The sequence below is a fragment of the Pseudoalteromonas sp. CST2 genome (genome assembly GCF_028599385.1).
GTDB classification, from domain to species: domain Bacteria; phylum Pseudomonadota; class Gammaproteobacteria; order Enterobacterales; family Alteromonadaceae; genus Pseudoalteromonas; species Pseudoalteromonas atlantica.
In genome coordinates this window covers 69,932-92,358 of the sequence record NZ_JAQREO010000003.1, presented here as the reverse complement: position 1 = coordinate 92,358, position 22,427 = coordinate 69,932, and the positions used below count along the sequence as shown (strand labels likewise).

The 22,427-nt window shown below is 41.9% G+C and carries 23 protein-coding genes; 8 read left to right on the top strand and 15 right to left on the bottom strand.

Translation table 11 applies throughout. The features are described 5' to 3' along the window. The first annotated feature begins 114 nt into the window (after nucleotides 1-114). The 5 genes from PSH41_RS05290 (at nucleotide 115) to PSH41_RS05270 (ending at nucleotide 4,341) form a co-directional block, all read left to right on the top strand. Nucleotides 115-738, top strand: coding sequence for a fused MFS/spermidine synthase (locus PSH41_RS05290; protein ID WP_004586267.1), 624 nt, complete (start codon nucleotides 115-117; stop codon nucleotides 736-738). Continuing rightward, nucleotides 731-1,615: a spermidine synthase gene (locus tag PSH41_RS05285; protein ID WP_273588558.1), complete on the top strand. Its 885-nt coding sequence runs from the start codon at nucleotides 731-733 to the stop codon at nucleotides 1,613-1,615. Before PSH41_RS05290 ends, PSH41_RS05285 begins: the two co-directional genes overlap by 8 nt. Before the next feature lie 119 nt (nucleotides 1,616-1,734). Continuing rightward, nucleotides 1,735-2,208 (top strand): MarR family transcriptional regulator, encoded by a 474-nt coding sequence (locus PSH41_RS05280; protein WP_248444255.1) that lies wholly within the window; start codon nucleotides 1,735-1,737, stop codon nucleotides 2,206-2,208. Between the two features lie 8 nt (nucleotides 2,209-2,216). After that, entirely contained in the window at nucleotides 2,217-3,281 is a 1,065-nt protein-coding gene (locus PSH41_RS05275) for an HlyD family secretion protein (RefSeq protein ID WP_273588559.1), read from the top strand. 10 nt (nucleotides 3,282-3,291) lie between these two features. Further along, on the top strand, nucleotides 3,292-4,341 hold the full coding sequence (locus PSH41_RS05270) for a DUF2955 domain-containing protein (protein ID WP_273588560.1): 1,050 nt from the start codon (nucleotides 3,292-3,294) through the stop codon (nucleotides 4,339-4,341). A 139-nt stretch (nucleotides 4,342-4,480) separates the two neighbouring features. Here PSH41_RS05270 and PSH41_RS05265 read toward each other — a convergent pair whose 3' ends face one another. The 3 genes from PSH41_RS05265 to arfB all read right to left on the bottom strand — a co-directional run bounded on the left by PSH41_RS05265 (nucleotide 4,481) and on the right by arfB (nucleotide 6,509). Next, a complete protein-coding gene (locus PSH41_RS05265; protein ID WP_273588561.1) occupies nucleotides 4,481-5,398 on the bottom strand; it encodes a histone deacetylase family protein in 918 nt (305 codons plus the stop codon). 2 nt (nucleotides 5,399-5,400) lie between these two features. Continuing rightward, the gene (locus PSH41_RS05260; protein WP_273588562.1) at nucleotides 5,401-5,865 is read right to left on the bottom strand and encodes a hypothetical protein; all 465 of its coding nucleotides are present in this window, start codon (nucleotides 5,863-5,865) and stop codon (nucleotides 5,401-5,403) included. A gap of 230 nt (nucleotides 5,866-6,095) precedes the next feature. Continuing rightward, on the bottom strand, nucleotides 6,096-6,509 hold the full coding sequence (gene arfB / locus PSH41_RS05255; protein WP_273588563.1) for an alternative ribosome rescue aminoacyl-tRNA hydrolase ArfB: 414 nt from the start codon (nucleotides 6,507-6,509) through the stop codon (nucleotides 6,096-6,098). A gap of 193 nt (nucleotides 6,510-6,702) precedes the next feature. Between arfB and PSH41_RS05250 the strand changes: the two genes are divergently transcribed. Continuing rightward, on the top strand, nucleotides 6,703-7,275 hold the full coding sequence (locus PSH41_RS05250; protein ID WP_004586261.1) for a hypothetical protein: 573 nt from the start codon (nucleotides 6,703-6,705) through the stop codon (nucleotides 7,273-7,275). An 89-nt stretch (nucleotides 7,276-7,364) separates the two neighbouring features. Here PSH41_RS05250 and PSH41_RS05245 read toward each other — a convergent pair whose 3' ends face one another. The 5 genes from PSH41_RS05245 to PSH41_RS05225 are packed head-to-tail and all read right to left on the bottom strand — an operon-like array spanning nucleotide 7,365 to nucleotide 11,963. Next, the gene (locus PSH41_RS05245) at nucleotides 7,365-8,111 is read right to left on the bottom strand and encodes an SDR family oxidoreductase (protein WP_171036111.1); all 747 of its coding nucleotides are present in this window, start codon (nucleotides 8,109-8,111) and stop codon (nucleotides 7,365-7,367) included. A gap of 10 nt (nucleotides 8,112-8,121) precedes the next feature. Next, nucleotides 8,122-8,826, bottom strand: coding sequence for a histidine phosphatase family protein (locus tag PSH41_RS05240; RefSeq protein WP_273588564.1), 705 nt, complete (start codon nucleotides 8,824-8,826; stop codon nucleotides 8,122-8,124). Next, the gene (locus PSH41_RS05235) at nucleotides 8,826-9,899 is read right to left on the bottom strand and encodes a phosphotransferase family protein (RefSeq protein WP_138579637.1); all 1,074 of its coding nucleotides are present in this window, start codon (nucleotides 9,897-9,899) and stop codon (nucleotides 8,826-8,828) included. Before PSH41_RS05235 ends, PSH41_RS05240 begins: the two co-directional genes overlap by 1 nt. A gap of 12 nt (nucleotides 9,900-9,911) precedes the next feature. Then, the gene (locus PSH41_RS05230) at nucleotides 9,912-10,733 is read right to left on the bottom strand and encodes an SDR family oxidoreductase (RefSeq protein WP_055254307.1); all 822 of its coding nucleotides are present in this window, start codon (nucleotides 10,731-10,733) and stop codon (nucleotides 9,912-9,914) included. A gap of 9 nt (nucleotides 10,734-10,742) precedes the next feature. Then, nucleotides 10,743-11,963 (bottom strand): acyl-CoA dehydrogenase family protein, encoded by a 1,221-nt coding sequence (locus PSH41_RS05225; RefSeq protein ID WP_273588565.1) that lies wholly within the window; start codon nucleotides 11,961-11,963, stop codon nucleotides 10,743-10,745. 115 nt (nucleotides 11,964-12,078) lie between these two features. Between PSH41_RS05225 and PSH41_RS05220 the strand changes: the two genes are divergently transcribed. Then, nucleotides 12,079-12,987: a LysR family transcriptional regulator gene (locus PSH41_RS05220; protein WP_273588566.1), complete on the top strand. Its 909-nt coding sequence runs from the start codon at nucleotides 12,079-12,081 to the stop codon at nucleotides 12,985-12,987. A 55-nt stretch (nucleotides 12,988-13,042) separates the two neighbouring features. Here PSH41_RS05220 and PSH41_RS05215 read toward each other — a convergent pair whose 3' ends face one another. From PSH41_RS05215 to PSH41_RS05205, 3 genes are all read right to left on the bottom strand, one after another. Then, entirely contained in the window at nucleotides 13,043-13,915 is an 873-nt protein-coding gene (locus PSH41_RS05215; protein WP_273588567.1) for a bile acid:sodium symporter family protein, read from the bottom strand. A gap of 1 nt (nucleotide 13,916) precedes the next feature. Beyond that, entirely contained in the window at nucleotides 13,917-15,902 is a 1,986-nt protein-coding gene (locus PSH41_RS05210) for an AMP-binding protein (RefSeq protein ID WP_273588568.1), read from the bottom strand. A gap of 129 nt (nucleotides 15,903-16,031) precedes the next feature. Further along, nucleotides 16,032-16,838 (bottom strand): class II aldolase/adducin family protein, encoded by an 807-nt coding sequence (locus tag PSH41_RS05205; protein ID WP_273588569.1) that lies wholly within the window; start codon nucleotides 16,836-16,838, stop codon nucleotides 16,032-16,034. A gap of 90 nt (nucleotides 16,839-16,928) precedes the next feature. Here PSH41_RS05205 and PSH41_RS05200 point away from each other — a divergent pair, with 90 nt between their 5' ends. After that, complete coding sequence (locus tag PSH41_RS05200) at nucleotides 16,929-17,858, top strand: LysR family transcriptional regulator (RefSeq protein ID WP_024033009.1); 930 nt, start codon at nucleotides 16,929-16,931, stop codon at nucleotides 17,856-17,858. Here the strand turns inward: PSH41_RS05200 and PSH41_RS05195 are convergent. From PSH41_RS05195 to PSH41_RS05180, 4 genes are all read right to left on the bottom strand, one after another. Further along, nucleotides 17,842-20,214 carry a TonB-dependent receptor gene (locus tag PSH41_RS05195; protein ID WP_273588570.1) on the bottom strand — a complete coding sequence of 791 codons (2,373 nt, stop codon included), beginning with the start codon at nucleotides 20,212-20,214 and terminating at the stop codon, nucleotides 17,842-17,844. The two genes, PSH41_RS05200 and PSH41_RS05195, sit on opposite strands and share 17 nt — an antisense overlap. 163 nt (nucleotides 20,215-20,377) lie before the next feature. After that, complete coding sequence (locus tag PSH41_RS05190; protein WP_273588571.1) at nucleotides 20,378-21,115, bottom strand: phytanoyl-CoA dioxygenase family protein; 738 nt, start codon at nucleotides 21,113-21,115, stop codon at nucleotides 20,378-20,380. Further along, nucleotides 21,112-21,702, bottom strand: coding sequence for a uracil-DNA glycosylase family protein (locus PSH41_RS05185; RefSeq protein WP_273588572.1), 591 nt, complete (start codon nucleotides 21,700-21,702; stop codon nucleotides 21,112-21,114). The genes PSH41_RS05190 and PSH41_RS05185 overlap by 4 nt, the downstream gene beginning before the upstream one ends. A 150-nt stretch (nucleotides 21,703-21,852) precedes the next feature. Continuing rightward, nucleotides 21,853-22,209: a VOC family protein gene (locus PSH41_RS05180; protein ID WP_006793291.1), complete on the bottom strand. Its 357-nt coding sequence runs from the start codon at nucleotides 22,207-22,209 to the stop codon at nucleotides 21,853-21,855. Between the last annotated feature and the right edge of the window lie 218 nt (nucleotides 22,210-22,427).

Sequence of the window (22,427 nt, the reverse complement as noted above, 5' to 3'; positions counted from 1 at the left end):
CTTTATAACAAAACAACTTTTTAAAAAATCACAGAGCGATTAATTAATGCACTAGCGACTGCCGAGCCATCACGTTAGTATGGAGACCTCTTTAGGTTACATAACGATAATTACATGAGTATAAAAACAAACGCGTTAATCTATTTTTTAGCCTTTTGCAGTGGCTTTTGCATTATGGGTATTGAGCTATTAGGCGGGCGTATTTTAGCGCCTTTTTTTGGTAGTAGTGTGCACATTTGGGGCAGCATAATTACCGTATTTATGCTTAGCCTTTCTTTTGGGTATTTACTCGGCGGTAAGCTAAGTACTAAAAATGCATCGCTTACAAAATATGGCTTAATATTTTTAACTGCCAGTATTATGGTGGTGCCTATTGCGCTTTTTTCGCAGCCAATAATGGAGTTTATTTTTACCCACATCGAAGATACACGCTACGGCTCGTTACTTGCCTCTACGGCTTTGTTTTTTATTCCTACCGTTATTTTAGGCATGATCTCGCCTTACTCGGTGCGTTTATTAGTCACCGACAGCCATAAAAGTGGCCAAGTTGCGGGTATTTTATATTTTGTAAGCACGTTGGGTAGCGCCTTAGGGACTATTATTACCTCGTTTTACTTTGTATTGGCGTTTGATGTAAATACCATTATAAGTGCCTTTGCGTTAACCTTGGGCCTTTTAGGTGTGCTGGCAATTACTGTTAATAGCCTTGCTGGTAATAAGGAGCTTGCCCATGCGTAACTGTTTATTATTTTTAGCGGTACTGTTTTCGGTTGCGGCGCACAGTAATGTAGTGCACGAGGAGCGTTCTTTATATCGCAATATTATTGTTGATGAAACACATGACCTACGCTGCTTAAAATTTAATACAAAAAGTAGCCAAACTAGCCAAAGCTGTATGTACAAAAACAACCCCGACAAACTGGTTTTTAACTACACAAAGCTTACGTTTGCCAGCCTTTTAGTAACCGATAACCCTAAAAATGTGCTTATTATTGGCCTAGGTGGCGGTACGCTTTCTAATGTCATTCATGCGCTTTACCCTGCAGCTAAAATTCATAATGTTGAAATAGATCCCGCTGTTTTAAAAGTAGCCCGTAACTATTTTAACTTTACAGAAAACGATGCGGTCACCTCAAGCGTGCAAGACGGGCGTATATTTATAAAGCGCGCAGCCATTAAAAAGCAAAAGTACGATTGGATTATTCTTGATGCGTTTAACGGCGATTATATTCCTGAGCACTTACTCACCAAAGAGTTTTTTGAAGAGGTAAAAAGCGTATTGGCCGAGGGCGGTGTAATTGCCGCTAATACGTTTTCGAGCAGTAAATTATACGAACATGAGTCGGCAACTTACCACGCCGTGTTTGGCGATTTTATTAACGTAAGCCGTGCTAATCGCTCTAACCGTATTATTTTAGCGGGTGTAAACTCTATGCCTACTGAGGCGCAAATTAATCAGCGTATTAAAGCACTTAACCCGCGTTTAAAAAAATACGATGTAGATTTAAAAGCAATTAGTACCTATATGCAAAGTACCAAAAACAAGCAAGATTGGCCTGCCAATACAAAAGTGCTTACCGATCAGTACTCCCCTGCTAACCTCCTTAATTTTTAAATCCACAAATTTATGTAGCCCCAGTTTTGGGGCTTTTTTATTTGCAACACCCCTCAATATTTACTTAGCACGCTAACTAATGCTAAAATACTTAGCATGCTAACTAATTTGAGGTGGTTATGACTACTCAAAAACCTTTTCACGAAACGCTCGATTTAACCATTATTGGTAACATGGGGCGGGTTCATAGGCTGTGCCGCGAGGCCATCACTTTAGCTGTAGAACCTTTAGGGCTTACGCAATCGCGCTGGACGGCACTAACCCATATAAATATGTTGGGCGAGGGCATAACGCAGCTTGAGCTTGCGCAGAGTTTAGGAATAGAAATGCCCTCGCTTACCCGCACATTAAAGCAATTAGAAGAGCAGCTATTAATTACCCGTAAAGTTGATGAGCACGATAAACGCAGTAAAAAAATTTACTTTACCGATCAAGGTGGCGCAATTTTACAGTCGCTAAACGAAAAACTCATTGATATTAAAAGCCAGCTATACAGCGGGCTAAGCACACAGCAACTCGATGCGCTTGCATATGGCATCGTCAATATGGAAAAAAACGCACTAAACTGTATTAAAAATCAAAGTAAAGAGTAAGAGAGACAATGACACCAGATCAAAAATTTACTCGTTATGTAAGGCTTTCGTTAGCGGGTTTTGTTGTTATATTTATTTACTATTTAATTGCCGACATGTTTATGCCGGTAACGCCGCAAGCGCGGGTTTATCATCCTGTGGTGCAAATTGCCCCGCAAATAAGTGGCCGTGTTACTAAGGTATTGGTTAATAATAATCAAACCGTAAAAGCTGGCGATGTATTGTTTGAAATAGACTCAGGCCCTTATAAATTAGCGCTAGAGCAGACACAGCTTGCCCTTGACGACGCCAAATTACAAAACAAACGTTTAGACACCAATGTAAAAGCACTTGAGGCGCAAATTTCGGCGGCCAAGGCAAAGCTGCACGAACAGCAATTACTAAATAACCGTGGCGAAGCATTATTTAAGCAGCGCTCTATTTCAGAGCAAGAGCTTGAAAGCATTAAAGCTAACTTTGAAGCAAGTAAATCAAATGTCGCCTCATTAGAAGCGCAATTGGCAGAAGCAGTACTTGCCCGCGGCGAAAGCGGCGCGCAAAACTTAGCGCTTCGCCATGCTGCAAACCAATTAGCACAAGCCGAGCTTAACTTATCGTATACCCAAGTACGTGCGCTAAGCGCTGGTGTGGTTTCTAACTTACAACTACTTGATGGCGCATATGCGGTAGCGGGTAGCCCGCTTTTAGCTATTGTGACTAATAAGGCCGACCTTGTTGCCGATTTTAGAGAAAAATCATTACTAAATATGAAACCAGGTAGTTTGGCGCGAGTGGTATTTGATAGCCGCCCAGGTGAGGTTTACAACGCGCATATAAGCACGTTTGAGGCAGGCGTAAGCGATGGGCAACTCAGTGCAAATGGCTCGCTTAGTAGTACCGAAACCAGTAATCGTTGGGTGCGCGATGCTCAGCGCCAGCGTATTCATTTAGTGATGCCAGATAACGCTAAATTAATTGCTAATATGCCAAGTGGTGCGCGTGCCACTGTGCAACTATTGCCAGAGTCAACAATTGGGCAGTGGTTAGCGTCGGCTCAAATTAGGTTTATTAGCTGGCTACACTACATTTATTAATGGAGGCCGTATGACTCAAGCTGTTAGCCAAGCACCGCAATTAGACTCAAACGGTTTACGCCAAGCGCTGCGCATAGCCGGTGGCTGCACCATAGGGTTTACTATTAGTAAATTAATGAACTGGCCATACGGTATATTTTTTACTGTTTACCCCATGTTGCTACTTGGTTTAGTGCCGGTGTTAAATAAAAGCATTGTGCGCCAGTTTTTAGCCAGTGCCGCCATTAGTATTCCAATGGTTTTAATAATGCAGGGCTTGTTTTCGCACCTTCCGGTACTGATGACCGTTATTGTATTTTTAGCGTTTTGCTTTTTGTTTTATCAAATGAGCTCAGGTGCGGCTTTTTTATTTGGCGCACTAGGCGTGGTTGGGTTGTCGATTCAGCTGCACTTTTCAAGCTATGTAACCGGTACAAGTAGTGTATACCCGCTTATTTTAAGTAATGGTTTGGCTACTGTTCTCTCTATTGTTATTGCGTTTGTTATGCATGGTGTTTTTCCTGATGTAACCGCGCGTGCCGTAAGGGCGGTACCCGCTAAAGCCAAAGAAAGCATTCGCCATGAGGTATTATTATGCGCAACGGTTGCTACGCTTTCGTTTGTGGCGTTTCAAATCCTCGATTTACAAGATTCAATATCGGCGCAAGCCTCATCGGTATTAATTTTGTTTTCGCTGTGCTGGAAAGCCGCAGGTATGGCTGGTTGGCAGCGCGCTATTGGTACATTAATTGGCTGTAATGCTGCGTTATTGGCGCAAGTGTTATTGTATAATCACTCTGACTTTTTGTTGTTTCCGGTGCTTATACTGTGGACGTTATCGTTTGTATTTAGCCGTTTTCATATTATTGGCGGCGGCGCTCCGGGCATAGGGTTTGGTGTGTTAACCACGTTTGGTATTTTGTTTGGCAACTCACTAGGCCCCGGGCAAGACCTTGTTTATAGCGCCATGTATCGCTTTAGCTCTGTTGCGGTGGCTATTGTGGCCAGTTTATCTGCGGTGTATGTAATGCACCATATATTAAACCGCTTTAGTGCCACCCGCCATCATACCTATGAGTAGCTTGTTTACTCCTAGAGGTAATTTTACCTGTAAGCGGTGCAGCCCACTACGCAAACAAGTTTCGCGTCTACAAGTAATTAAACTCAAAGGTTAGGATTATGCCGTATGCGCAGAGCTTGCTCGCACGAAAAGCGAAGCTTTACAGTTCTGCACATGCCTTAATTGATGCAGCTATGGCTGAGGCACTTTGTTTTGAATATCCACCGCCACCAGTAACTACAGTAGGTATATCTAGGTTTTTCAAATATGTAAGTATGGCTTTCTCTCGCTTAGCAACATCTTCAACAGTAAGCTCAAAACCACCTAACTTATCAACGGCTAACACATCAGTTCCAGCAATAATGAATGCTAAAGCATAATCAGTTTCTACTAACTTTAGCGCTTGATTTAACTTATCCAAGTATTCATGGCCTTCAATGCCACTTTTCAATGGAACGGGGAAGTTAACTCTATTACGCGTAAAATCAGAGGTTGGATAAATATCTGCGTTGTATACATCTAGTAAATGTACATTTTGGTTATCCTTGAAAGAGTATGCATTACCGTTACCGTGATGAGCATCAACATCTATAATTAATACTTTATCCGTTTCACTTAATTGGCCATTTTTACGTAATTGCTGATAACTAATTCCAATATCATTATAAATACAAAAGCCTTCCATATTAACGTTGCTAGCGTGATGGAAGCCTCCTGATAAATTCCACATAATATCGCCAGAGCTTAATGCTTTTTCAGCACCTAGCAAAGTTCCCGCAACAGCTAAGCGCATAGGTAGCAAAATTTTATTATCTAGAAAATTAAAACTAACGAAAGGAATTTTCGGAACTTCCAAAGCCCTAAGTATAAGCGTTTTACTTAAAACCAATTTTCGCATTAATTCATTGAGATATTCATTAATCTTGACTGACGAAACAGGTCCCTGTGGGTAGATTATTTCAATATCTAAGTTATCAAGTTCTGTAATTACTTTTGCAAACTTTTCACCATCAAATGGGTGTAAGTATTTTAGTAATCCTAATTGATAATTAAAGCGGGGCTCATAAATAATTTTCATGTCTATGCATTTTCCGTTTCTGCAAGTTCCTTAGCGTAACGTAAAACTTCATGGGGCGTCCATATACCACCACCTAATGTTCTTGCTAATTTACCATATGCACCAGCATTAGGCTTAAAACTTGGCTCTTTAGCACACGCAACTCGTAAGCAATCAGCTACAACATTTGAACAATTGAATTTAGCTAGCTGGTATTGAGGTATATTTTCCATTAAAGAAACAACATAGTCTTCTAAGGCACTCGTGTTTGCATTTGAAATAGTAACAGTTATGGGGCGGCGGTTACCCTCACTTTCAATATCAAACTCCAGTGCTTGCATAAAGTGACCAGGACGACGACGCTTTATTTTTAAATCTTTTTTACCAGCATCATCAGCTGGCCAAAAGCTTATGTAAGTAGTGCCAAATGAAATTGAAGCATGACCTACCATACTTCCGTGAGGTAACCAGACGTGTACTTTTAGCATAATAAAATCCTTTTTTGTATTTTCCTAATTGAGGTTCAATTTATATATTTGAAGACTAAAAATCAATACATAGAATTAGAATCTTTCTTACAGTGAATTACGTAACATTAATTTACACTCTATCTCCTATTTCGCTTTGCTAAATTAACTAGCACTTTATTTATGGGCCTTGCCCATCATGCAAACAAACTTCGCGGCTACGAGTAATTTAAATTTATACCCCAAGCTTTTTAAAACTTAATATTTCCGCGCAGGGCTTTGGTTTGCCCATGTTTGGTTTTTTTATCCATGCGCTTGCGCTGCGAGTTACGGCTTGGCTTGGTTGCGCGGCGGGCTTTATTTACCTTGGTTGCACTTAAAATTAAATCTTTTAAACGTTTTAGTGCATCTTCTCGGTTAAGCTCTTGGGTGCGAAAGCTTTGGGCTTTAATTACCACCACGCCCTCTTTGGTGATCCGAGAGTCGTTTAGCTTTAATAAACGTTCTTTGTAAAAATCGGGTAACTTTGAGCGGTTAATATCAAAGCGTAAATGAATGGCGCTGGCTACTTTGTTAACGTTTTGGCCACCGGCACCTTGCGAACGTATAGCAGTTAGCTCTAGTTCCCATTCATCTATAGTGACAGTATTTGAAATAGTTAACATTACGTTCAGCTCTTATCGACAAAAATGCAGTATAACATTTGTAACTATATTTGTGCTGAATCAGCTTAAGTTATAGAACTTTAAAGTATTTATACTACTTTATAGCCTAAATACACCTAATACTTTAGTTATGTATTGGCAAGCGCTTACATTTAGTTTTTAATGGCTTTAATTAAATAATAGGAAACGCCCAATGAAAAAAATAATTTTATCACTTAGCTTATTAGCAATGAGTTTTTCAAGCCTTGCTGAAGATATTAGCGAAGGCCAATTACAAAGCTACATGAAAGCACTGCCGGCTGTTTCTAGCTGGGCTAGCAGCCAAGATTCGTTAAAAAACCTAGATTTAGCAAGCATGCTAGGTGGCTCTGCTGATCAAAATGTTGAAGAGCAAAGCTCTCTTGCTAATAGCGCATTAAGCATGATTAAAGAGCAAGGCTTATATAAAAGCTTTGCCGATATTACTAACCGTTACGGTTTTTCGCCGGAAGAGTTAGTATCTGTTGGCTCAGAAGTATCTATGGCTTACATCGAAAACCTTAAATCGGGCCTTTCAGCTGAAAACCAAGAAACAGCAAATAAAGTAATGGGTGGCCTGCAAAGCCTTAAAAGTGCTAAAAGCAGTGACGCTAGCTCGTTAATGGGCTCGTTTGGTAAGGCTTCAAGCGCGGCTGAAGAATCTACAGACCCACTAGTAAGCGAAAACAACCTTGAGCTTGTGAGCGAGTACATGCCACAGCTGCAAAAGATTTTTGCACTACTATAATTTTACAAATAACCTAAACGTAGGTTAAGTAAACACGTACATAAAAGGTGGCATTTGCCACCTTTTTTAATGCCTAAAATTTAAAAACCTTACGACATTTTACGAATTGTACTCAGCGGTGCTATTCGTAAAATCCAATGCAGAAATGCCCACGGCCAGCTTGGCACAAAGCTGTTGGCTTTTTCTTTATTTATTGCTTTTACCAGTGCTTTGCAGCCAGTTTCGGTATCAACAATAAACGGCACTGTTTTTACTTTTTCGTTTATTTCGCTTCTTATAAAACCTGGGTGTACGCAGCTTACTTTTATAGGCGTGTGCATTACATCTATGCGTATGCCTTCACTTAATGAGGTAATAGCCGCTTTAGTGGCGGCGTAAACGGTCATGGCGCGCCTAAAACCACGCACAGCACTAATAGATGAAATAGTCACTAAATGACCATGGTTTTGCGCTCTAAAAATTTCCATTGCGGCCTCAGCCTGCGCAAGTGCGGCCACAAAGTTAGTTTGTGCGGTTTGTTTGTTGGCATTAAAATAACCCGTACCAATAGAAGCCCCTTTGCCCATACCAGCATTTATAATCACTCTATCAAGGCCGTTAAGCTCATCTTTAAAGGCGTTAAATACGCTAAATACTTGCTCGTGGTCGTTAACATCAAGCACTTTTATGCTAATGGTTATATTTGGGTTTATTTGTTCAAGCTCACTTTTTAGCTGCTCTAATAGCTCAAAGCGCCGAGCACATAAAGCAAGATTACAACCTTGTTTTGCAAACTCTTTTGCCATGCCTTTGCCTAAGCCTGAACTTGCACCTGTTATTAGTATGTTTTTGCGCATAATTAGATCCTTAGGTGTATGTAATTAATTTTTGTTGTGGGTGGCACTCTAAAAAGTGATGCTCGTTTAAACTACTTATCGTTAATTTTTGATTTTTTCCTTTGCCGCGCGCCACTACTTTGGTTACGCCTGCGTTTACTAAGCTCCAATTAATATCAATAAAGCGCTCGAGCTTTAGCCCCATTAAATGGCTGGTTATAATGCTAATAGGCCCGCCAGAGGTATAAATAAGTACCTTTTTACCGTGGTTTTCATTGGCTATTTGTTCAAGCGCGCCAAGTACACGCGCAGTAAATGCATTAAAGCTTTCGTTATATTGAGTGCTGTCGGGATTGAGTACCCATTGCTGTATGGCGCTAATAAATACCGTTTTAAAATATTCCATAGGCTCGGCTTGCTTGCTAAGTGCCGCGCGAACTTGGCTTGGGGTGGCAAGCTGTGGGTTATAAACGGCTAAAATATGTTCGTGATCGTACTCGTTTAATCGCGCATCGTTTATTACCACTGGCGTATTATTAGCACTTGCTAAACTCAGCTCTGCGGTTTGATTATGGCGCAGCATACTGCCTGCAAATACTGCATCGGGCGTAAGCTGCTTTTGTGCTAAATATTCACCCAGTAGTGTTGCTTGCTGTTGCCCTTTTTTTGAGAGCGTATCGTAATTATCAGCCGAAAAACTGGCCTGCCCGTGGCGTACTAAATATAAAATACACATTAGACTTTACCTTGGTTGTTAATGGCTTTTTTACAGCGCCATAAAAGGTAATGTACAAACACCCAAAAGTGTTTAAAGGCGGGGTTTTTAGTTTGCCCATGGTGATAGCGGTAATAAATTTGCTGCACAATGCCGGCAAGTCTAAATAGCCCGTACACTTCGTAAAAGGTAAAGTCATCTACGGTTATATTCATTTTTTTACAGTAGTAGGCCACCACTTCTTTGCGCGTTAGCATGCCCTCTAAGTGAGTGGGTTGACGGCGCGTGGCTTGGGCTAAAAAGTCATCTCCTGGCTCTACCCAGTAAGCCAATGTATTGCCCAAATCCATAAGTGGGTCGCCAAGGGTGGCAAGTTCCCAATCTAAAATACCCAGTACGTTGGTGTAGTCGTTTGCATCAAGCACAACGTTATCAAACCTAAAATCGTTATGTGTTATGCAAATACGCTCGTTACTTGGCATGTTGTTTTCAAGCCACTTAATGACTTTTTTACCGCTGGGTACATTCCAGGTTTTGGCTTTAGTAAAGCGCTCGCTCCAGCCGCTAATTTGACGCTGGGTGTAGCCTTCGCCTTTGCCTAAATGGCTTAAATTGGCCTGTTTGTAATCTACTTTGTGTAACTCTACTAGGCAGTCGAGTACGTTTTCGCACAGCTTTTTGGTTCGCTCGGGCGTGGGGGTTAATCCGCGTGGTAAATTTTTACGCGGAATTATCCCCGTAAGCTTTTCCATAACGTAAAAGTCGGTGCCGAGTATGTTTTCATCGTCGCAAAACGCCTCCATATTTGGCACATAGCTGTAAACTGGTTTTAGCGCTTGCTGCAGCTTATATTCACGGGCCATATCGTGTGCGCCTTTGGCTTTGGTGCCTTTGGGCGCACGGCGTAAAATAAGCGACTGCTCTGGGTACTCTAGGCAGTAGGTCCAGTTTGATGCCCCCCCTGCGTATTGAGTAACACTTGGCTCGCCAGTTAACTGTGTAAGGTGCTGTTTAAGCCAGGCATCTACTTTTTGTGTGTCGAGCTCTTCGCCTTGGCGTACGTTTTTGGCTTGATCTAATAATTGTGTGTTCATTGCTAGCCTTTATTATTTTGATTTTAAACGTTGCATAGAGCGTGTTTTTTTCAGCATGTTTTTAATGTACCACTCAACGGGGAGTAGTTTTTTCATTAAAAAGGCCTGTTTACCTAATTTATGGGTCAAAATTAAAAATGGGCGGTTAAGCGACTGCTGATAAATAATATCGGCAACTTGCTCTGCGTTTATGGGGGAGCGCTCAAAGGCACGGTTAAGCATGGTTTTCATGGCCGGCTCGCTGGTGCGCATGGATTCATCAAGATTGGTTTTAAAAAAGCTCGGGCAAACAACACTTACATCTATATTATCGTGGGCGAGTTCGAGCTTTAGGGTTTCGCTAAAGCCTATAACCGCCGCTTTTACGGCGTTATAACTGCTCATAAACGGAATAGGGGTAAGCCCTGCTTGTGAGGCTATATTAATAAAGTAGCCACCGCCTTGTTGCACAAAGGCGGGGTAAAACGTTTGGCACACCCGCACCATAGAGAGCAAATTAATATCCATAATCCACTGCCATTGCTCAAGCGATTCGCCCTCAAGCGAGCCGCCCGTGGCAACGCCTGCGTTATTTATAACAATATCTACGCCCTGCCACTTGGTCTGGATAATATCGTAAAGCCCCTTTACATCTGCTTGCTTGGTTACATCACAGGCGTAAAAAAAGGCATCGCTTTTTAGTGCTTGCAGCTCACTAATGGTTGTGGCTGCACGCTCGGCGTTTATATCGGCAATACAAATTTGTAAGTTAGCGCCCAAATTACTTGCGTAACTCAGGGCTAACGCTTTACCCAGCCCTGTTGCTCCACCTGTTATTATTAGTCGTGTTTTCATGGTGTTGCCTTAGCTGTATTTGTTAAGTTCGAGGCGCGAAACCATGCCCATATGTACTTCGTCTGGGCCATCTGCAAGGCGTAAAATACGCCCCATTGCATTAAACGAGGCAATAGGAAAGTCGCTCGACACCCCAGCGCCACCAAATACTTGTATTGCCATATCTGAGACCATTTGCAGCATATTAGGCACGACTACTTTTATGCTCGATATTTCGGTCATGGCGTGTTTAACGCCTTGGGTGCCTATTTTCCATGCCGCGTGCAGGGTTAATAAACGGGCTTGATCTATTGCCATACGCGCTTGCGCAACGCGTTCTAAATTACCGCCTAATTTAAGTAAGGGTTTACCAAAAGCACTGCGCGACAGCCCGCGTTTAATCATGAGCTCTAAACAGCGCTCTGCTGCGCCAATTGCGCGCATACAATGATGAATTCGCCCAGGCCCCAAGCGCCCTTGTGCAATGGCAAAGCCTTTGCCTAACCCTAAAATAAGATTTTGTTTTGGTACGCGTACGTTATTAAACTCCATTTCGCCGTGGCCGTAGGGGGCATCAAAATCGCCACAGGCACTTAGCATACGCTTAATGTTTACACCGGGTGTGTTTAGCGGCACAAGTACCATTGAATGCTGGCTGTGTTTATCGTTTTCGGGATTAGAAAGCCCCATAAAAATAGCCACCTGTGCATTAGGATGACCAAGGCCGGTGGTCCACCACTTTGTGCCATTTAAAATAAGCTCGTCGCCATCAACATCTATGGTTGCTTGCATGTTTGTCGCATCTGATGAAGCGACATCGGGCTCGGTCATGGCAAATACTGAGCGAATATCGCCATTTAATAATGGGGTTAACCACTGTTGTTTTTGTTCATCATTTGCAAAGTGATAAAGCACTTCCATATTGCCGGTATCGGGGGCGTTACAATTAAATATTTCTGAGGCAAATAAGCATTTACCCATTTGCTCTGCAATAGGGGCGTATTCTAAGCAGGTTAAACCTTGTGCTAGTTCTGCATCGGGTAAAAATAAGTTCCACAGGCCAGCGGCTTTTGCTTTCGCTTTTAATGGCTCAATGTGCTCACTTAGCTGCCAAGTGGTCCAATCGTTTGAATTATTTTTAGCATGGTTATGCGCAACTACTGCTTGCTCAATAGGCAATACGTGTTCATCCATAAAGGCGGTTACACGCTTTAGGTAGTCTTGGCTTTTTTGGCTTGGCTCAAAGTTCATTAGGGTTGCCTGTTTATTTTTTAGTTAACCCAGCATAAAACATTCGCCCCAATGAATTAAATGAAATATATTACCAGTTAAGTGTGAATTACATTCATAGTGTGAGCGGGTAATAATGATTGAAGCTAAAAATATTCAGCAGTTAGATTTAAATTTACTTAAAATATTTGAATGCCTATACCGTGAAAAAAACATGAGCGAAACCGCAAAGGTGCTATACATAACACCCTCAGCAGTCAGCCATGCTATAAAACGTTTGCGTTGTGTATTAAACGATCCGTTATTTGAGCGCCAAGGGCAATTAATGCTCCCCACCCCTGCGTGCCAACGTATGGCACCCGAGCTAATAGATTTACTCGAAAAATTACGCCAAGTGCTACAAGCCTGCGGTGACTTTAATTTAGCGACCACAGCGCAAACTTTTAAAATAGCCCTGCACGATGCAATAGAGCCTATTGTTTTGCCTAAATTGCAACTTGCACTGGCAAAACATGCTCCCAATGCAAGCTTAGCGAGCGTAAAATTAAGCCGTGAAGAAATGCATAAGCAATTAGCTAATCATCAAATAGATATGGCAATTGATGTAGCACGGCCAATAAAAGCGCCCATTAGCCACGCTGTTCTCTCAAGTGATCACTTTTGTGTACTCATGAAAAAAAACCACCCGCTTAAAAACCAACTCAATATAGACAATTATTTAGCGGCTAAGCATGTTGCGGTATCTAATCGAGCAACCGGCACTGTTATTGAAGATATTGCGTTATTGCAATTGAGTTTTAATAGGCAGGTGGCTATACGTTGTCAAAATTATTTTGCCGCGAAAGAGGTAATAAAAGACGCGCCATTTTTACTTACTTTACCTTCAATGGTTGCCAGCCAATTGCTAGACGACACGCTAATAGCACGCCCCGTGCCCACTACTATGCCTGCTATTTATCAGCATTTATACTGGCATCAAAGTACTGATAAAGACGACGCTTTAATATGGTTACGCGGGCAAGTACAGCCTATTTTTAAACGTTAATAGCTATAAAAAAAGCGCCAAACTTAGAGAACTAAATTTGGCGCTTCGCGTTTTTTTAAGCGTTTACAAGATGTTTGTTTTTAAACTTAAGCCCAGCAATTAATAACAGCGGCCCAATAAACATGGCAAGGCCATATACACCGCCTGTTACTGCGTATTCGGGCTTATTTAAAAAGCTTATAGCAATTAAAATAGCCAACGATGCGTTTTGAATCCCTACCTCAATCCCAAGTGTTAGTGAATCGGTCAGGTTAAGGTTTGAAAGTTTAGCTATGAGCAAGCCAATGACCATTGAGCCAATATTTAATGCAAGGCAGGCCCAAAATACAGCATCAAACGAGCTTGCCAGTAAGGAGCGTTCTTTTATTACTAACGCGGCTATCATGGCGAGCATAAAAAATAACGAAAAACGTCTAAAAAACGGCTCGCTTTTAATCGCAAATTCGCTTTTAAAATGGCGCAGGCTTATCCCTATGGCTACAGGCACTAAGGTGATTACAAATAGCCCAAGCGATGTAGTTAATATAGAAAAATTAGCATCGTCTTGCGGCGCAAATTGGTGCATGGCAAAGCCAATAATAAACGGGGTGGTAATAATGCTAATAGCAGTTGAGGCAGCGGTTAAGCTTACCGAAAGCGCTAAATTAGCCTTTGCCAGCTGGCTCACTACGTTTGACATAGTACCACCTGGGCACGCGGCTAAAATCATTAACCCTATTGCTATAGGCGTGGGTAAATTAAGTAAATAACACAAACCTAAAGCCAGTAGCGGCATGGCAATAATTTGACCTAGTAAGCCCATAGCAATTGCTAAGGGCTTTTTAAAAAGCCGCGTAAAGTCGCCAACTGTAAGCCCAAGCCCCATGCCAAACATAATAAGGGCAAGAGCGAGTGGGAGTATGATTTCTGTTAAAAATGATGCGTTCAAATTAGGCGGCCTCTGTTGTTTTTAATGCCAGCACTTCGTAGTTAAATGAGTACGGGGTTAGCAGCGTTTTTATCTGTTGTTGCAGCGCGTTTAACTCATTTTCATTAACTAAAATTGTGGCTTTTATGCCTAACTTTTTATCAGCAAACACATTTATTTGCACGGTTTTGTTGATTAATTGCTCGCTAAGAGCCTCTGTAATGGTTTGTTTTATTTCTAGGCAAACCAATTCGGGCTTATAAATTTTACCTACGGCAGTAAGCGGTATTTCATCAATTATATAAATAGCTTTTGGTATTGCTGCCCGCTCAGGTATGTTGGCGCTAACATACGCGGTGAGATCATCAAGCTTAAGCGTGCTATGTGGGCTAAGCGTTACGTAAAGTACCGGCACTTCGCCTGCGTAGCTGTCGGGGCGTGGCACGGCGGCTGCAAGTGTTACTTCGGGGTGGCTGGTTGCGGCATCTTCTATCATTTTGGGGTCTATATTGTGCCCGCCACGTATTATTAGCTCTTTTTGCCTACCGTATAAGGATACATACCCGTTCTCATCTATTTTTCCTAAATCGCCGGTTCTAAAATACTGTTGGCCGTTTTCATCAACTACCCATGCGCCTTGGTTATGCGCATCTTCTACATAACCGGGGAATACGTTATTACCGGTTATTATTATTTCGCCGACATCGAGTGTATCGCACATTTTAACAAGCGTACCTTGCTCGTTTATATCGGCAATTTTAAGCGTAATACCAGGTATTGGCAGCCCTACAGAAGCCTCTTTATTAATTGGGTTTACAGGCATTAACGTACTTACTGAGCTGCCCTCAGTTGAGCCATAACCCTCTACCAGTGGGGTGTTTGTGAGTTTAGTAAACAGGGCTTGTAAATCTGATGAAAGCGGCGCGGCCCCACAAATGGCAAACTTCATTTTAAGCGGTGGCACCGATATTTTTTGCGAGGTAATTTGCTCAACCATAGCAGCGTAAACCGTAGGTACGGCGGTCATAACGGCTACATCGTAATTATTAATTAGGGTGAGTAAGTTTGGAATGATGTTTTTACCTCTAAAGCCAGAAGGGCTTGCGAGTAAAATTTTACAGCCTTTCATAACTGAGGCTATGCCTGTTGCCACTGCCGCATTTACATGAAATATGGGCAAACCTACTAGCATGGTATCGCCTGCGTTTACTGGCGAAAGTAAATTAACCTGCCCTGCATTGGTAAGCTGGTTTAAGTGCAAGTGCTTGGCAAGTTTTGGTAGGCCGGTGGTACCACCCGTATGAAAATACGCGCACACATCGCTTTGCTCAGGCAAAATAAAATTAGCTGCTTGCGTATTTTGCGCTGCGAGTAACTTTTTAAACCCATACACGGGTACTTTATTATTTTGCGAGCACGCTATGTCGTCACCAAATAAGCTAATAACCGCTTTTAGGCCAGGTATATGCTCTTTAATTGCCATTACTTTTTGCCAAATATCGCTACCAGGGACTGGGCCTAGGGCAATGATTACTTTGGTATTGGCTGAGATCATAATTTCTTTCATTATGGACTCATCAAGCAAGGGGTTTATGGGGTTTGCAATGCCAGCGGCCTCTGCTGCCCAAAGCGATACATAGGTTTCAGGGAAGTTAGGTAGCACCAGCGAGGTTACCTCGGTTTTTGTAATACCCAACGAGTGCAATGCATTACCAAGCCCTGTTACGTTATTGGCAAGCGCTTTGTAGCTCATTTTACGGTGCGGATTTGCAAAGCTTTTACCTTTAAAGGTCATTAAAATGCGGTGAATAAGCTTTTTTGCAAACGGAATTTGCGCTTCGCTAGTGCAGTCGCCATCTAAAATGTATTCAATAGCGGTTGCATCACCAAAGTTTTTTGCCGATTGTAAAATGGCATGATAAGTAGAGCGAGGAAGTTGCTCTGGTGATATTTCCGCAAGGTTTAAATTGCCAACATCGGCGTGGTTTTTAATTGTTGTTATATTCATAAAACCCTCAACGTATCTTTATAATGTGTGTGTTTGCGTGTGAGTGCATAGTATTTAAACGCGGCTTTGGGTGTGTGGGCCATTACCGCGCAAATTTTAGTCTATCAAAATTAAGCTATTGCCAGTGCTTTAATCTAAAAAGCTGTTATCTTTTGCGGCAACGACCTGATACATGGGCTGAAAATTCCCCCATGTAACTAGCTCTGAGCCATTGGCTTGTTTAGTGTGTAGCGCAACATCGTGAGAAATCAGCTTAGGCTCGCCTGCGGCTTGCGCTAATAATTGGCTTTGGCAGCAGCTATCTAGCAATACAAAATTGGCAACTGCGGCATCAACCGACGAACCGACGGTAAGTAAACCATGGTTTTGCAAAATAACAGCGCAGTGATCACCCAGTGACTTAGCTATCATGTCGCCCTCTTCGCTGTCGGCCACTACGCCGCTAAATACATCAAATACGCTATGGTTTTCATAAAATACGCAGGCATCTTGCGAAATAGGTTTAAGTAGCTCACCTAATGCCGAAAACGCACGGCCATAACGTGTATGGGCGTGGGCTACTGCGTTTACGTCGGGTCGTGCCATGTGTATGCGTGAATGAATAGCAAACGCGGCATTATTAATCGGTGTGCTGCCTTCAATAATATTACCTTTATGATCAACCCGAATAAGATCTGACGCTTTAATATGCGCAAAATGCATACCCACAGGGTTTACCCAAAAGGTATCGGGCTCTATGCAGTCGCGAAGTGTTATGTGCCCAGCAAGTCCTTCATCAAAACCGTACATGGCAAATACTCTAAACCCAGCGGCTAGGCGTTGTTTTTCGTAGCTGCGTTGCTCGTTTAGGGTGCTAAATTTAGGCGGCATAATAAGTTTAAATTTGTCGCTGCCTATGGTCATTTTTGCGGCTTGCTGCTCTAGTGTATTGCTCATAATAATCCTAAATTAAACTCTGTTGACTTTAGTTTAGTCTCGCTTAAGATAAATAGAAGTGATGTTAATTAATGGTTAAACATAAATACTATGCATGGAAAGATAGATTTAAACCTGTTTGTAATACTTAAAACGGTATATCAAGAGGGCAGTATTACCACTGCAGCGGATAAACTGCATTTAACGCAACCTGCTGTTAGCCATGCGCTTTCTCGCCTTAGAGAAAAGTTTGACGACCCATTATTTATTCGCCACGGGCGGCGTATGGTGCCCTCACCTTTTTGCCAAAAAATAATAGCGCAAGTTATTGAGTCGGTGCAGGTATTAGAGTCAACCTTAAATAACGAACGGCTTTTTGATATAGCCGCCTTTAAGCGCGAAATAAAATTTGGCTTTAGAGATATTTTAGAATCGATATTTTTTCCGCCGCTAATGAGCGACCTACTCACAAACACCCCCAATATCACGATTAACAGCCGACAGGTGTCGCATGTTGATATGGAAAAATCACTCGAAAACCAAGAGCTCGATATAGTCATTGATGTGCTTACCCCTACCAGTAACCACATAAAAAACACCTTTATTTGTAATGAGCATTTTTCGCTAATTTGTAGGCACGATCACCCAATATTAAATGACTTAACCGTACAAAATTACGCAAAGGCATCGCACGCGTTGGTGTCGTTAAAAGGTGCGCAGGTAGATATTATTGATATGGCGCTGGCAAAGCATGCACTTGCCCGTAATGTAGTGCTTAAATGTGAACATTATTTTGCGGCGACTAAAGTGATTAGCCAAAGCGACATGATAATGACAATGCCAAACGCATACGCGCAGGTATTAAAAGAGCAAATGCCTGTGCATGTAACTAGCTTGCCGTTTGATGTGCCGTTAATGCCCGTGCACATGTATTGGCACGAACAAGCCGATGACGATTTAGTAAATAGTTGGATGCGAGAAAAGCTGCTAGGTTTAGCCCAGCAACTTATCCCTGCTGACAAACTTAAAAGCGGTAATTAAATTGTGCGTGATAACTGCGCCCACGCTCTGATAAAAAACGGTGTGCGTAGCTAATTACTGGCACATCGTTGGCCTGCGAAAAAGTGTGTTTATCGGTTAGGTTTTTAGCTAATAACGACACCGACCAATCTCCTTCACTGCTACCTAGCTCTATGCGTAAATTTAGCTTTTCAAAAGCACTTTGCTTGGCTATTGGGTCAAGATCTTGCTCTAAAAAGTAATCGTCACTAAAGTTAAGCGCTAAATTGCTACTTAAAGTTAAATTAGAAAATACCTCGGTATTGTAATCAATCGCTATATTGCCTGAGTAATCGGGAGCAAACGCGCCCGTTTGTCCGGTTAAATCTTGAAACGCTTGGCCAAGTAGCTCGCTTTGCATAACCGTTGGCGAGGCACTGGCGTATTGCTCGTATTCAAAATCAAGCACCGCAAGGTTTGCCGATAGCTGCCAACTCTGATTTATTGCCCAGCGCGAATCGAGCTCAATCCCTTTTACTTTGGTTTCGGCGGCATTTTTAACTACAAATGCATTACCATTAAATTCAGATACTTGTAGGTCATCGTACAGGGTGTAAAACAGTGTAGCGTTTACTTGTAGAGTATTTTTAATTGGCTCGGCTTTAATGCCAAATTCAAAGTTTGTGGCTTTTTCGTCGTCAAACTCAAAGCCTGAGTTTTCATCAACCGTATTACCTTGTGAGCAATTTAAGCCAGAGCCATCAAAACCACCGGCTTTGTAGCCTATGCCAGCGCTTGCAAATAACATGGTGTTGTTAAACCCTAAATACTGCACACTAATATTGGGTGATAAGTGCGATTCATCACGCTTAGCGTTAAGGTTATGTACCCCCGCGCCCGAAAGCTGCCCTGCAATAGTGGGCGCAGCGGCATTAGCAAATTGTTGTACGGCTTGCGGTGTGTTTGGCTCAAATACGCTATACACACTTTGTACGCTGCTTACTTCTTTTTCTTCTTTTTGATAACGCAGGCCAAAATTAGCGCGCCATTGCGCGTTTACATTCCAAGTAAGGGCGGTAAATGCTGAGTAGCTTTGTTGGTCTTGATCAAACAGCGCATTTACGCCCAATGATGTACCCACTAAATCAGGAATAAGTAACGATGCACCAAATAAAATATCGTTTGGGTGTTTAAGCTCACTGCTCATGTAAAAAATGCCCGCTACGTATTCAAGCGTGCGCCCTGTTGGCGAGCTTACTCTAAACTCTTGCGTAAACTGGTTATAGGTTTCTAAGTAGTCTTGTTTTATAAGCGGGATTTCTGAAAAGTCCGCGTCAAATGTTGAGTCCCAATCGTACTCGCTATACGTGGTTACAGAGGTAAATTCGTATTCGCCATGGTTATAGGTTAATTTAAGTGATGCGTTATCAAGCGTGGTTTTACTTTGCTCATTAAGCCCACCTGGGTGATCATCGCCCGATACCGAACTTGTGTAATCAAGACCCGAGTTGTCGCTTAATAAAAGTGAACGATACCCTACATTGCCTGGGTTAGTAGGGTCATTTGCTATTTGTAAATCTCGGTTGGGAGTATCAATAATGTATTGGTAGCGCGAGCCATGCGATTCAAACTCACCGTGTTCCCACTTAAACAATGCGTTTATATCATCGTTTATTTGCCAATCTATTGATAAACGCGCACCTGATGAGTCGTTAGATTGCTCATCACTTTGGCGCGCTTGGTTATATAAAAAGCCATCAACAGAGTGGTCAAACGCGGCAATACGAATGGCTAAATCATCGTTAATAGGAATGTTTATAACGCCTGTAAAGCGCTTTTCGTTGTCTGATCCAAACTCTGCCGAAACATTGCCTTCAAGTACATCGGTTGGCGAATTTGAAACCATACTAAAGGCTCCTGCTGTGGCGTTTTTACCAAACATAACCGACTGCGGGCCTTTTATAAGCTCAAGGCGCTGCATATCTAAAAATGGAAATTTAGCCTGGTGCCCGCGCCCTAAATACACGCCATCTTTATACATAGCAACCGATTGCTCAAAGCCTGAGTTAGTACCCGAGCCTATGCCGCGTACAAAAATACGTTTGCTGCTTGAGGTTTCGGTTATATGCACGTTAGGTAGGTTTTCGCTTAGGGCGAGTAAATCCTCAACACTGTTTTGCTCGAGGTAATCGCCAGAAAGCGCTTGAATAGAGGTAGGAATATCTTGTAGCGATTGCACCCGCTTTTGCGAGGTGACAGTAATGGTTTCAAGCTCACTTTTATTTATTTTTTGCTCGCCAGCTTGTGCCATACCCACGTTTAATGCGCTGAGCGTAAATAAAGTCAGTGTTTTTTGTTTTAAAAAGCTAGGCTTTAAATGTGTGTGTTCAGTTGTCATAGCTGCAACTCCATTATAGAGGTTATTTTTATTGGATAATTTTGCGTCTATTTCATACTGACGAGTCTTAAAATAAATAACAGTGATGTTTATTTATTCAGCACTATTAGTAATATTTATAGTTAAGCGAAAAAGTGTTGTGCTAAATGGGGTTATAGCGGGTTTAAAGTGGGTTAAAAAATACTTGCGGATTAGCAGTTTTATTTGCTATTGCCGAGCTTGGGGTGTTTGCTGCATTGATAAAGGCAGTAAGCTGTGGTGCATTTTCGCAAAAAATAATATCCAGTGCTAAACGGTTTTTGCCGTATAAGCCTCGGTGAATCATATTGGCTGAAAACAACAGTAAGTCTCCCGCATTAAGTTTAATAACTTTGCCTGTAGTTAGGTTATCGCTTGGCAGTTTATTATTTTTTGCAAAACGTACATTTAGCTCCTCTAGTGTATCCCAATTTTTATGCGAGTGGGGCACAAGCTCTATGCCTGGCTCGTCTTCAAGGGCTAACCGGCAGTGCACTACGTCGGGCCCGTTTAACGCAGCTTGTTGCTCTTGAACATTTAAATGGTATTGCATATCGCGATGCCAATAGTTTTTTTGTGTAACATTAACGGGATTAAAAAATAACTGAGTATTTAAAAACAGTGGCTCACTAATCGCCTGTTTTACACGCTTAATTAATTTGTTATCAGCTATTAAACTAAATAAGGCTTCGTTTTGCTGCGCCGTTAAATACTCACTATTTGTTATGCCTGAACTATTAATTGCACGGGATTGATAAAACTCATGGTTATTAGCCTTCCACTTTGTATGAAAGGCATTAACTAGGAGCTTAATTTTATTTAGCTCTTTGATACTGTAAAGCCCCTTTACAAGCATATAACCGTTTGATTTATAGCTGTTCATTGTGGTTCTTTATTTAATATTGCAGCAACGCGCCCAGCAAGTTCTGGCAGTACATCTTGTGCAAACCACGGGTTCTTTTTAAGCCAAATATTATTGCGTGGGCTTGGGTGTGGTAGCACCAAATGCTCCGGCCAATACTCACGCCACGATTTTACTAACTCGGTTAAGGGCCTGTTTTTAGTATGCGGTAAATGATAAGCCTGCGCGTATTTACCAAGCACTATTGTAAGCTCTAAATTTGGCAGAGCGGCCAGTAATTGCGCTCTCCAAGCAGGTGCACATTCTTTACGCGGGGGTAAGTCGCCCGACTTACCTTTACCAGGGTAACAAAAGCCCATAGGTAAAATAGCTATTTTTTGCGGATTATAAAACTCATCAACACTTAGCCCAAGCCACTCGCGTAGGCGGTTTCCGCTGGCATCGTTAAAGGGCTTGCCAGTTTCGTGTACTTTTATGCCCGGTGCTTGGCCGGCAATTAAAATACGCGCATTGGCATTAAATTGTATAACGGGGCGAGCACCTAACGGTAAATGAGGTTCACAGATCACGCATTTACTAACTTGCTCAATTAAATTGATCGGATCCATATAAATCTGGCCTTAAATGCTTAAATTTTGTTCTAAATGGCCATTTAGACCTAATGAGTTGGTAAAAAATCGGTTTATTTTACTCAAATTAGTTATTAGTTGGTAAAATCGTGATCTCACTTGAAAGTAACAACTAATTATCTGATATATTTATTGTTTTTCTGACCATACGGCAAATTCGTTACCACTGGGCTCGGTAAAATGAAAGCGGCAGCCACCGGGGAACTCAAAAATAGGTTTTACTATTTTGCCGCCATATTGCGCTACTTTTTTATAGGTAGCGTGAATGTCGTTACTGTAAAACACCAGCAGTGCGGCCCCATGTTGAGTAAGTGATTTAAGCGGTGCTTTAAAAAAGCCACCATCAAGCCCTTGGCCGCTAAACGCCGTATACTCTGGGCCGTAGTCGGTAAATTGCCAGTTAAACACGTTAGTAAAAAAGCTTTTTGTAGCTGTTAAATCGCACGCGGGAAACTCTACATAATTTAGTTTTTCGTGGTTGCTCATTTTAAATTTACTCATTGGCTTGCCAGTATTGACCACTGTAAACCTTCGTTATTAGCTAAGCAATAACCCTAAAGCGGCAGAGATCAGTATTTTACTAACATGCTAGGCACTAATGTTAAATTAACTAGAATATACAAATGAGAATCGCTATCTTTTGTATTTGTAAGCTTTATAATAACGCCTTCTTTTTATCCTCGTATTTGAATAAGGGATTTGTT

Bases quoted from the DNA above. Each gene is read 5' to 3' on its own strand.
- PSH41_RS05290 (WP_004586267.1), top strand. From the start codon at position 115: ATGAGTATAAAAACAAACGCGTTAATCTATTTTTTAGCCTTTTGCAGT.
- PSH41_RS05285 (WP_273588558.1), top strand. From the start codon at position 731: ATGCGTAACTGTTTATTATTTTTAGCGGTACTGTTTTCGGTTGCGGCG.
- PSH41_RS05280 (WP_248444255.1), top strand. From the start codon at position 1,735: ATGACTACTCAAAAACCTTTTCACGAAACGCTCGATTTAACCATTATT.
- PSH41_RS05275 (WP_273588559.1), top strand. From the start codon at position 2,217: ATGACACCAGATCAAAAATTTACTCGTTATGTAAGGCTTTCGTTAGCG.
- PSH41_RS05270 (WP_273588560.1), top strand. From the start codon at position 3,292: ATGACTCAAGCTGTTAGCCAAGCACCGCAATTAGACTCAAACGGTTTA.
- PSH41_RS05265 (WP_273588561.1), bottom strand. From the start codon at position 5,398: ATGAAAATTATTTATGAGCCCCGCTTTAATTATCAATTAGGATTACTA.
- PSH41_RS05260 (WP_273588562.1), bottom strand. From the start codon at position 5,865: ATGCTAAAAGTACACGTCTGGTTACCTCACGGAAGTATGGTAGGTCAT.
- arfB (WP_273588563.1), bottom strand. From the start codon at position 6,509: ATGTTAACTATTTCAAATACTGTCACTATAGATGAATGGGAACTAGAG.
- PSH41_RS05250 (WP_004586261.1), top strand. From the start codon at position 6,703: ATGAAAAAAATAATTTTATCACTTAGCTTATTAGCAATGAGTTTTTCA.
- PSH41_RS05245 (WP_171036111.1), bottom strand. From the start codon at position 8,111: ATGCGCAAAAACATACTAATAACAGGTGCAAGTTCAGGCTTAGGCAAA.
- PSH41_RS05240 (WP_273588564.1), bottom strand. From the start codon at position 8,826: ATGTGTATTTTATATTTAGTACGCCACGGGCAGGCCAGTTTTTCGGCT.
- PSH41_RS05235 (WP_138579637.1), bottom strand. From the start codon at position 9,899: ATGAACACACAATTATTAGATCAAGCCAAAAACGTACGCCAAGGCGAA.
- PSH41_RS05230 (WP_055254307.1), bottom strand. From the start codon at position 10,733: ATGAAAACACGACTAATAATAACAGGTGGAGCAACAGGGCTGGGTAAA.
- PSH41_RS05225 (WP_273588565.1), bottom strand. From the start codon at position 11,963: ATGAACTTTGAGCCAAGCCAAAAAAGCCAAGACTACCTAAAGCGTGTA.
- PSH41_RS05220 (WP_273588566.1), top strand. From the start codon at position 12,079: ATGATTGAAGCTAAAAATATTCAGCAGTTAGATTTAAATTTACTTAAA.
- PSH41_RS05210 (WP_273588568.1), bottom strand. From the start codon at position 15,902: ATGAATATAACAACAATTAAAAACCACGCCGATGTTGGCAATTTAAAC.
- PSH41_RS05205 (WP_273588569.1), bottom strand. From the start codon at position 16,838: ATGAGCAATACACTAGAGCAGCAAGCCGCAAAAATGACCATAGGCAGC.
- PSH41_RS05200 (WP_024033009.1), top strand. From the start codon at position 16,929: ATGCATGGAAAGATAGATTTAAACCTGTTTGTAATACTTAAAACGGTA.
- PSH41_RS05195 (WP_273588570.1), bottom strand. From the start codon at position 20,214: ATGACAACTGAACACACACATTTAAAGCCTAGCTTTTTAAAACAAAAA.
- PSH41_RS05190 (WP_273588571.1), bottom strand. From the start codon at position 21,115: ATGAACAGCTATAAATCAAACGGTTATATGCTTGTAAAGGGGCTTTAC.
- PSH41_RS05185 (WP_273588572.1), bottom strand. From the start codon at position 21,702: ATGGATCCGATCAATTTAATTGAGCAAGTTAGTAAATGCGTGATCTGT.
- PSH41_RS05180 (WP_006793291.1), bottom strand. From the start codon at position 22,209: ATGAGCAACCACGAAAAACTAAATTATGTAGAGTTTCCCGCGTGCGAT.